General features: G+C 55.3%; 8 protein-coding genes and 1 pseudogene. 3 read left to right on the top strand and 6 right to left on the bottom strand.

The features are described from left to right. Positions 1 to 173: 173 nt before the first annotated feature. From ACVWXF_RS13825 to ACVWXF_RS13805, 5 genes are all read right to left on the bottom strand, one after another. Entirely contained in the window at positions 174 to 578 is a 405-nt protein-coding gene (locus ACVWXF_RS13825; RefSeq protein WP_414357691.1) for a universal stress protein, read from the bottom strand. A 226-nt stretch (positions 579 to 804) separates the two neighbouring features. Next, positions 805 to 1,596, bottom strand: coding sequence for an alpha/beta fold hydrolase (locus tag ACVWXF_RS13820; protein ID WP_414374510.1), 792 nt, complete (start codon positions 1,594 to 1,596; stop codon positions 805 to 807). Positions 1,597 to 1,785: 189 nt separating this feature from the next. Continuing rightward, complete coding sequence (locus tag ACVWXF_RS13815) at positions 1,786 to 3,366, bottom strand: chlorophyll a/b binding light-harvesting protein (RefSeq protein ID WP_414374509.1); 1,581 nt, start codon at positions 3,364 to 3,366, stop codon at positions 1,786 to 1,788. A 47-nt stretch (positions 3,367 to 3,413) separates the two neighbouring features. Continuing rightward, the gene (fldA, locus tag ACVWXF_RS13810) at positions 3,414 to 3,923 is read right to left on the bottom strand and encodes a flavodoxin FldA (protein ID WP_414381563.1); all 510 of its coding nucleotides are present in this window, start codon (positions 3,921 to 3,923) and stop codon (positions 3,414 to 3,416) included. Between the two features lie 73 nt (positions 3,924 to 3,996). Further along, a complete protein-coding gene (locus ACVWXF_RS13805) occupies positions 3,997 to 5,031 on the bottom strand; it encodes a chlorophyll a/b binding light-harvesting protein (RefSeq protein WP_099812753.1) in 1,035 nt (344 codons plus the stop codon). A gap of 390 nt (positions 5,032 to 5,421) precedes the next feature. Here ACVWXF_RS13805 and ACVWXF_RS13800 point away from each other — a divergent pair, with 390 nt between their 5' ends. Continuing rightward, complete coding sequence (locus tag ACVWXF_RS13800; RefSeq protein ID WP_011433843.1) at positions 5,422 to 6,654, top strand: imelysin family protein; 1,233 nt, start codon at positions 5,422 to 5,424, stop codon at positions 6,652 to 6,654. 45 nt (positions 6,655 to 6,699) lie between these two features. Beyond that, positions 6,700 to 8,073, top strand: coding sequence for a di-heme oxidoreductase family protein (locus ACVWXF_RS13795; RefSeq protein WP_011433844.1), 1,374 nt, complete (start codon positions 6,700 to 6,702; stop codon positions 8,071 to 8,073). Here the strand turns inward: ACVWXF_RS13795 and ACVWXF_RS13790 are convergent. After that, positions 8,070 to 8,744: a Fe2+-dependent dioxygenase gene (locus tag ACVWXF_RS13790; protein ID WP_011431398.1), complete on the bottom strand. Its 675-nt coding sequence runs from the start codon at positions 8,742 to 8,744 to the stop codon at positions 8,070 to 8,072. The genes ACVWXF_RS13795 and ACVWXF_RS13790 overlap by 4 nt on opposite strands. Before the next feature lie 133 nt (positions 8,745 to 8,877). Between ACVWXF_RS13790 and ACVWXF_RS13785 the strand changes: the two are divergent. Next, positions 8,878 to 9,651: pseudogene (locus ACVWXF_RS13785) on the top strand (TVP38/TMEM64 family protein); the annotation flags it as partial. Positions 9,652 to 9,820 lie beyond the last annotated feature (169 nt).

Raw genomic sequence — 9,820 nt, 5'->3', positions numbered from 1 at the left:
TCCTGCTGGCTGTTGGGCAGCAATTCGTACTTGAAGGCTTGAAGTCGTTGCACCGCTCAATCGTATTCTTGGCCTATGCGTGATGACAACGATATAGGCTACGGTTCGCGCTATCCTTCCCTGCCCTGAAGGACGGGGCTTGCCGCGCCTTTTGGTCAATGGGATCCCTCTCCTCAGGGCACGACCAACACCGGGCAGGGGGCAAGATCGATCACGCGGTGGCTGACAGAGTTATTCTGCCCCTCTCCGGAGAGGGTGAGGCCGCGGGATCCCATTACAATTAGGCTAATCTCCAGCTCGTCTGCCACATCACAGATGACAAAAGGCACCTTTCCCTCTCGATACTCACTCTTGACGCTGTTGAGGCCGATTTGATGCAGGCCAGACTCCGTTTGCTTGAGCAGGTTGTGGATGTTTTGCCGAGCTTGTTCCGCCCTCTCCGCGTCCAGCTCCGCGGCATCCAGTACAGAGAGCAAGTACACCTGACTTTTGTAGCGCTGCGCTATGTCTGCCACCAAGGGCAAGGCGTGGCTGGTCTCACGCGAGTTGTCGATGGGAAAGAGCAGCTTGTCGAACATAGTCGCGGATTCCGCGGTCAAGCCCATTCCCTATCCAAGTTGGGGGCTTGCCCTATTCTATCAATATTCTATCAATTTTACCGGGAGCTCAATGGCCTCATTCCACCCCTGCCCGTTTTCCTGTTGTCAGGGGCTCCACCTGGGCTGCTTCGCCCTAGCTGCAAACGGAGCTCCTCTGCTGTTTGGATGAGTAGCCATTCTATCATCCCGCGAAAGTCCAGCCGCCCTAAGCCATGCTGGGCTGAAGTTTACGCAATTCCTGCCAAAAATCCATTATTTTCAGATTGACCAAACTTGGAAAAGAATAATGAAAAAAATGTCGCCCCCCAGGGCAAAACCACATTTGATCCCCTGGCTTTAGGTGGTTTCTCCACTTCTCGAGCGAAGCAGGATCCACAATGGGGTCATCCTTGCTGGCGCAAACCAACATCGGCACCGACACTTTCTGGGCTGGAATCGCTATCACCTGAAATAGGGAGTGAGGTATGGGAGAAGTATCCAAATCTTTAGCCAGAGCATAGGAGAGTGAGCGTGCTCGCCACTGTTCTGAAGTAGGTAGAAGGCTCTGGGCTATACGCACCAAGAGTTGTTCCCGACTCCAGCAAAAGATTTTTCGCTGCACATAGAAATGGGCATGCCAAGTGGTAGCAGGCCAACCTCCCACGGCCAGCAAGGTCAGAGACTGTACCCGCTGTGGGTAACGGCAGGCAAAAAGATAAGCGGCCACCCCGCTCAAGCCGTGGCCGATAAGATGAACGGGTCGATCCCAAGCTTTGAGATATTCGTATAGCAGCGTGATTACAGTCTCCAGGCTACAAGGCTCATCCTGGGTTTGGTGGTACTCCCAGTATGCTATCCGAAAGCATTTCCCCAGGGATCCTAATAAAGGCTGATCAAAGAGCTTGAGACTGGGAGAAATGCCCAGATACAGGGCCTCAAAAGCGAGCGCAGAAGCGGAGCTTAAACTCATATTCGCTATTCCATCTCGACTGTTAAAACCATCAAGGCTGCTAGCCAAACAAAAGATCTACAAAGTCCAGTAGCCAGAAACCAACCGGCAAAGTGCGGTTGAACCATGCAATTGTGAACAGTGCAATTGCCATTGGAAAATGCGGCCCAAAGGATCCGAGCCGATCTGGATAGAGGAGAGGGGACAATACCCCTCTCCTTTCTGCAGATCCCCGAACCAGGGAGCCTCAAACCTCATTCACAGCCCAGGCAAAATCTGGGCCAACACGTCCGCACTGTTCAGGAGCATGTAGGCAAACAGGGCACCGCCAACGCCGCCCACCAGAAACCCTCCCGCCAACTGGCTCCAGCCGGCACGGGTGCGCAAGTTTTCGGGCAAGTCCTCCGATCCTGCCGGTACTCGCACCGGCTGAGGGGATCCCTGCGATTCCGCCATCAGTTGCACTCCCGGCGTCGGATAGGCCACCTCTCCATAGGGGGTGTTCACCACCGCCACCAGCCGCGAGCGCGGAAAAGAGACTCGTCCATAGATCGAAAGACAAACCGTTAGGATCAGCACCAGACCAATGGCCGCCAGCGTACCTGCCGTCAGGGCTTGCTCCGAATTCCGCAGCGGACTCAACTTGTAAAACGGCCCCACCAGGAAGTACCCATGGGCCATGCCGATCTCCAAACCGCGCAGGAAAGGCGACAAGCCCTCCCGGTAGATGGGCAGGTTTTGCAGCAGCAGCAGGGTGAGATCGCCCTGGTTTACCGGCGTGTCCAAGTTGCCCACCTGGGGATCTGTGGCTCGCACCCAGCCCCCGCGCTGGAAGTCAAAGCCGCTGGCCGCCGCCCGCGCCCGGATGGCATGCCAGATGTGCCCCGCCAAAAACAGGATCCCCAAGACAAAGTGGGCTGTAGCCAACCAGGTACGGCTGCTTACAATTCCCCTTTCGTCAGCGGCCAGCCCCAGCGGCCCGTAAAAAGCCGCAGGGTAGGCGATCTCATTGACGCTGACAAAATAGGCCGCCAAGATGCCCATGTAAGCCAGGGCCCCCAGGCTGTAGGAGAGGTAGGCTTCGCCCGAGTAGATCAAGACTTGCTTGGCCCAGGCAAAGGGGCGCGTGGCTATGTGCCACCATCCCCCCAGCACGCAGAGCAGGCCCACGTAGATGTGTCCCCCCACCAGGTCTTCCAGGTTGTCCACGGCGGCCATGCCCTGCTGACCCATCAGCGGCGTCAAGTAGGCGAAGATCCGCAGCGGATTGAGGGTGGGATCCGCAACGATCCGCACGCGGCCCAGGTTGGCATCGTACAGCCCTCCCCAAAAGAGAGCCTTGGCCACCAGCAGCCATGCACCCAGCCCCAGCAGCAGCAGGTGGATGCCGAGGATGGTGGTCATCTTGTCGTCATCTTCCCAGTCGTAGCCGAAAAACTCGGCAAAGGTTTTCCCCTTGCTCAGCACCTCTGGTCCCAAAAGGGCATGGAAGATCCCTCCTGCCCCCAGCACTGCCGAGGCAATTAGGTGCAGAACGCCCACGACAAAAAAGGGATAGGGATCCGTAACCACCCCTTCTGCGTTGACGCCGATGCCCAAGCTGGCCAGATGGGGCAACAAAATCAGCCCCTGGCTGTACATAGGTTGATTTGGATCCCAGTGGGCCACCTCGAACAAGGTCATGCCGCCGGCCCACAGCATGATCAGCCCCGCATGGGCCACGTGGGCCCCCAGCAGCTTTCCGGATAGGTTGAGCAAACGAGCATTCCCTGCCAACCAACTGACCTGAGGGGATCCCTCAGCAGAAGTAGGCGATGAAGATAGAACTGCGCCGGTCATGACAAACTCCCACAGTATCAATGACAAGTTAAGAAGCCGGGTTTGAATTACAGATTGAAGAGCGTTTTTAGTTTAGCCGTCCACTCTTTAATTCGTTTTTCCGTCAGCTCTGGTTGGTTATCTTCGTCCAGAGCAAGGCCGACAAACTCACCGTCAACCACTCCCTTAGACTCGTTGAACTCGTAGCCTTCTGTAGGCCAGGAGCCGACATTTTTGCCGCCACGCTCGGCAATTTTTTTGGCCAGGATCCCCATGGCATCTTGAAAGTTGTCGGGATAGCCCAACTGATCCCCAACTCCAAAGTAGGCTACCGTCTTACCGGAAAAATCGATCTCATCCAAATTTGGGAAAAAACCATCCCAATCAGCCTGAAGCTCCCCAATATTCCAAGTTGGACAGCCGATGATTAAGTAGTCGTACTTCTCAAAGTCCTCAATGCTGGCCTCGGCAATGTCAATTAAATCTACATTGTCTTCGCCCAGCTCTTTTTGAATCATCTCGGCAGCTCTTTCGGTATTTCCGGTTTGAGTGCCGAAAAATAGACCTATTTTTGCCATTGCTCCTACCTCGAAACTGCAAGTGCGAAGCTCAAAATCAGATGGCTAGATAGTCAATGCCTTCAGCGTGCCGTTAGGCCTGCTGTGCAGCGAGCTCTACTCTGCCGGTACGGAAATTGAATCCTCGGGCTTTCAGGGCATGGAAAAGGTGGCCCTGAAGGAAGAAAAAGGCCAGCCAAAAGTGGGCATTGGCCAGCCAAACCCTAGACGTGAGAGCTCCCCCTTGCTCAAAGAAGGGATAGCGATCCAAGCCCACCTGAAGCAGCGGCCCATAGAAAACTTCGGGATAGACCACTGGGTTAACGGCAACGAAATAGGCGGCAATAAATCCCATCAAGGCCAAAGCTCCCAAGCTGTAGGAAAGATAAGCTTCCCCAGACCAGATAAAAATCCGTTCTGCCCAGGCAAAAGGCTTGGTTGCGATATGCCAAACCCCACCTGACACCAGGAGCAAGCCCAGCCAGAGGTGGCCGCCCACCACGTCTTCTAAAGTGTCCACCCCGGCGATCCAGTGGCGCCCTTCTATGCCCAACAGGTGGCCAAAGGGGTTCCAGTTGGGAGACACCAGGCGCACCTCTCCTGCCACCGGGTCGAACAAGCCGCCAAACACCACTGCCTTGAGCACCAAAAGCCAGGCTCCCAATCCCAGCAGCACCAGGTGGATCCCTAGGATGGTGGTCATCTTGTTTTTGTCTTGCCAGTCGTAGCTAAACAGGGGAAAGGCTTTGGGATCCAGCACCGCCGGCCCGCGCAGGGCATGAAAAATGCCGCCAAACCCCAAAAAGGCAGAGCTGATGAGGTGGATCGCTCCCACCGCAAAGTAGATATCCGTATCCAGGACTTCCCCGCCGGATCCCACCCCCAGCCCCAAGCTGGCCAGGTGGGGCAAGAGAATCAGCCCCTGCTCATACATCGGTCGGCTGGGGTCAAACTTGGCCAACTCGATCAGGGTCATCGCCCCTGCCCAGAGAACGATCAGCCCGGCATGGGCCACATGCGCCCCCAGCAGCCGGCCAGAAAGATCGGTCAAACGGGCGTTGCCCGCCCACCACGGGATCTGTTGTTGCGAGCTAGATCCCCCTTCTTGCTTGAGTGTCGTCGCTGTCATCTCCGCTCCTCTTGCGTTTCTAAACAAGCTTTTCTAGGAAAAGGCCAGAGACCTTGCCCCAGGCCCGCCTCTGGCCGCACGGACACATCCTTTCGAGACACGTAACCAACTGTTGAGAGTAAATCTCAACAGCGAGCTGTGACCTACTCTAGGCTTCTTGCAAACAAATATCAATGTCTTTAGAGTTAAGTTTTGTTAAGAGTCGGACTTGTATCCGCCCATAGCCCCACCTGGGGAAGCTGCAGATGGAAGCTGGCCCGCAGAGGGACGAGCCGGGCGATCCGGTGGCAGCCGGTGATAAAAATCTCTCCCTTCTTAAGATTGAGTCGCAATAGCTGGATTACAATCAAGCCAAAGTTGGCCAAGTCGAGGGCAAAGGAGTCGGAGGAGATGTCGAGGTATCTGAAGCTGTGGACGGGGATAGGGCTTTATGTTCTGGTCAGCGGGGCCGCTTGCGGGGAAACCCAAAAGGATCCCTCGGCTGCGGGCGGCGGGGATCCACCGGCCCTGAGCCAGGCTTCGCCTCAGCAGGCAGCTCAAATGAACCCGGAGTGTCGGCCTATCCCGGTGGATGGCGGCGGCGAGGGTGGGGAAGAAGGGGCAGGCTCTCGCCGGCCAGCCGTTGTGCTCTCTCCTGAGCAGCGGTTTCAGGATCGGCAGATTTTGCTCGACTTTGCCGATCAGGTGGTGATCCCTGCCTATGAGCAGTTGGTCGCCGATACCCAGGCCCTGTCTCAGGCCATCCAGGCCTTCGTGCAAGATCCCAATGCCCAGACTTTGCAAGCGGCTCGCCAGGCTTGGTCTGTTGCCCGCATCACTTGGGAGGAGAGCGAGGCTTTTGCCTTTGGGCCGGCGGCTTATTTGGGGCTGGATGCGGATTTGGACGAATGGCCCCTGAACGAGGTGGAGGTGCTGGAAGTTCTCAACAGCGGCGATCCCCTCACTCCAGAGACCGTGGCCGAGTTGGAAAGCGGGCAAAAGGGATTTCATGCCGTGGCCTTCTTGCTCTTTGGCGTGGATAACAACAAGTCTTTGCAAGACTTTACCGAGCGGGATCGGGAGTACTTGGCTGCCCTTGGCCCAGTTTTGGCGGATACGGCGGCAAAGCTGCTCAAAAGCTGGACAGAGGGAGTGCAAGGGCTGCCTGCTTTTCGCGAAGAATGGGTAAAAGCCGGCGAGGGCAGCAAGAGTTATCTCACGCTGCAAGCTGCTGCTGAAGAAATAGCCCAAGGTATTCTCGGCATGTTGGACGAGCTGGGCAAGGTCAAAATTGGCGAAGCCTTCGCCCAGCAAAATCCTTTTCTGCTGGAAAGTCGCTTTGCCCACCATTCGCTGCCGGAGTTCCAGGCCAATGTGCGCAGCGTTCAGTATGCTTACTTGGGCGGATTTAGAGATAGAAAAGGTCGTGGCCTGAGCCAATTTGTCCGGGACATCAATCCCAATTTGGATAGTCAAATTCAGTCGGAGTTACAAGCAGCGGCGGCGGCTCTCCAGGGGATCCCTGCCCCTATCGAAAAAAGCCTTTGCGATGCCAATGCCCGTGGATCTATTACTGCCGCTATGGAAAAAATTGAAGACGCTTTCGACAGCTTTGCTCAGGAAGTTGTGCCGCTCCTGCAGTAGTAAGAAAGTCCCAAAAGAGCTGAGTTGCCGATATTTTGATAGCCGATGCGTCGTCTTCTCCAGATTTTCATGCTGGGATTGGCCTCTCTTTGGGCGGCGAGCTTTCTGGCTTTCCCCGCTGCCCCAGAGGGATCCCAGCCATTGCCCCCTCGAGCGGGTGGCGAAACAACCCTTTGGAACCGCACCTCAACAGCCTACGAGCAGCCGGCTCCCAACTTGGATCCCCGCTGGGCCAGGTTGCATGCCCTGGGGGACATCGCCTTTGAGGCTCGCTTCGTCACCGCTCCGGCGCCTGTTAACCCCGGCCTTGGGCCTCTGTTCAACAACAACTCCTGCGCCGGTTGTCATGTTAAAAACGGCCGAGGTTTTCCTGACAAGGGGCAGCGGGTCGTCAGAGTCAGCCAGGTTGGATCCCTGGATAGAAGCGGGGATCCCCAGCCTTTTGGATGGGAGGCCATTGCTCCTCATAGCAACACTCCCCCTGTGGCCGGCATCGGCACGCAGGTTCAAGAAAAGGCCGTTCGGGGCTATCGGCCAGAGGCCAAGGTGGAGTTGCACTGGGTAGAGCAGACCAGAGAGTACGCCGACGGAACTCCCTACAGGCTGCGTTCTCCTGTTGTAAAGCTGTTAACTCTGGAGGGATCGCCCATCGATCCTGTCCTCATCTCCCTGCGGATCCCCCAGCCGGTGTTTGGAGCGGGCCTACTGGAGGCCGTTCCCGCTTCTAGGATCCTGGCAGCAGCCGATCCTGACGACGCCGATGGGGATGGCATCTCTGGCCGCCCCAACTTGGTTTGGGATCAAGAGCAGCAGCGTCTGGTGCTGGGACGGTTTGGTTGGAAAGCCAATACCCCCAACCTCAGGCAACAAACTGCGGCCGCCTACGCCAACGACATGGGTGTCACGAATCCTCTTTTTCCGGCCGCGGATGGCAGCCAAGATATCGACGAGGCCACTCTCCAAGCGACAACCGTTTACGTGCAAACCCTGGCCGTGCCTGGCCGCGCCCTTTGGCAGGATCCCCAAGTTCAGCGAGGGGAAAAGCTCTTCGTCCAAGCCCAATGCGCCAAGTGTCACCGACCAGAGCTACAAACCGGCATTCATGAGATCCCTGCCCTGGCCAACCAAGTTATCCACCCCTACACCGATTTGCTGTTGCATGACATGGGCGAAGGACTAGCAGATGGCCGCGCTGACTTCGAGGCCACGGGCCGAGAATGGCGCACCCCCCCTTTGTGGGGCATCGGCTTGTCGCAGACAGTTCTGCCCTCCTCCGGCTATTTGCACGATGGCCGCGCCCGCAGCCTCGAGGAGGCCATTCTCTGGCATGGGGGAGAAGCTGAACGCTCCCGCGAGATCTTTAAAAATATGGCTGCTGAAGACAGAGAAGCCCTGCTCTATTTTCTTCGATCCCTCTAGAGCTCTGCCCATTTCCGCAGCAGGTTCGCGTAAACTTTGGAGATCAAATCAAAGTGGCGTGTCTTGCCCGATTCCTGAAACATCTGCTGCCGCACAGTCTGTAAATCAAAGAGGATCTCGCGTTCTTGCGGATCCCTAATTAGGCTTTGAACCCAACTGACGGCAGCATAGCGGATCCCACGGGTTACAGGCTCAACTCGGTGCAAGGTGGAAGCAGGATAGAGGATCAAAGCACCCGCCGGCAGCTTGTAGGCTTGCTCCCCCTCGCTACTCTCGATCTTCAGCTCACCGCCATCATAGTCTTCAGGGGCACTTAGAAATAGCGTAAAGGAAATATCCGTGCGCATCAGCTGATGCCGATCGAGCATCAGCGCATCGTCGGTATGAGTGCCATAGGACATTCCCGCTTCGTAGCAGCTAATTAAAATGGAATGAATGAGCTTGGGCCGGGCAGCCATCTGGAACAACAAATTACGCTCTAGAGCTGCCAAGATAATCTCCTCTATCTTCCGTTGCTGAAGGGATCCCTTTGGCATTTGCCTATTGTTTTTGACAAGCCTGGCATTCCAGCCTGCCGTCAGAGCACCATCCACAAATTCAGCATCGGCTATGAGGGACAGAATCTGTTGCAATTCTGCTAAACTAAGAACATCGCCAATACACAAGATCATTATCAACCTCTAAAAAGCAAAATACATGACACCTTCTACACTAGCAAAACAAGCCTTATGAAAATCATGCCTACTTCGAGCATCCCTCGGAAACCTTAAGCATCTAGCAGAGAAAGTAGAGATCTTTTGCCCTATGCAGCCACCTTCTGGTATTCGACAAAAAGAGCTCTGCGAGCTATTGGGCTTAGACTACAAGGCTGTTGCCACCGAGGCAAAGCGTCTGGGCTTGAGCACACATGCCTATCTGCAACAGAAAACAGGTTGGATCCTGAAGGATGAACTCTATTATCCGCCCGGCACTACCTTTGACAAGTCAGCAGATGGCGAGTCAGTAGGATCGTCCCCTACCCCCTCAGAGGATTTGTCCTCTAGCAGCAAAATCAATTCCAGAAAAAGGAAAGACATCCTCTCACTGCTGTTGTTGCTTGTTGTCCTGTTAGCTGCCATCTTGCTGGCCCGTCGCTTAGATCCAGAGGCAACTCGAGAATTTATAGCAAAACTAGGCCCCTGGGCACCCCTTGCCCTGATTGGATTACGCTCCCTGAGTATTATTATTCCTGCCATACCCAGCACCCTTTACTCCATCTTGGCAGGAGCCCTCTTTGGATTTGGATCGGGAATCCTTTACATTGCAATTGCTGATTTTATCTCTTGTACACTTAACTTCTACCTAGCCAGAAAGTTTGGTAGAGACCTAGTACAGCGAGTAGTTGGGCGACAATGGATGTACAAAGTCGATGCCCTTTCAGCTAACTATCTGGAAAACAATATTTTTCTTACAGCTGGTTTTTTAATGACGGGCCTATTCGACTTTGTCGCCTACGCCGCCGGCCTAACCCAAATAAAATGGCAGAACTTTCTTCTCGCCCTAGCTTTGGGCATTGCCGTCTCTACACCCCCAGTAGTGGCTCTGGGGGCAGGGATCCTAGAGCAGGGAAGGTGGCTGCTGGGCTTTGCTTTGCTGGGAATGTTTGCTTTGGCGATGTTACAGCCTGTTAAGGGCTCAAGGGGTACAATAGCAGCACTTAGCAAACCAACTTCGGAAGGAGGATGGATTGATCAGTAGTAAAGAAGTC

It is taken from the genome of Thermostichus sp. MS-CIW-40, from assembly GCF_054058315.1.
The sequence above is the reverse complement of the archived record's forward strand: the minus strand, read 5'-3'. Positions and strand labels throughout refer to the sequence as shown.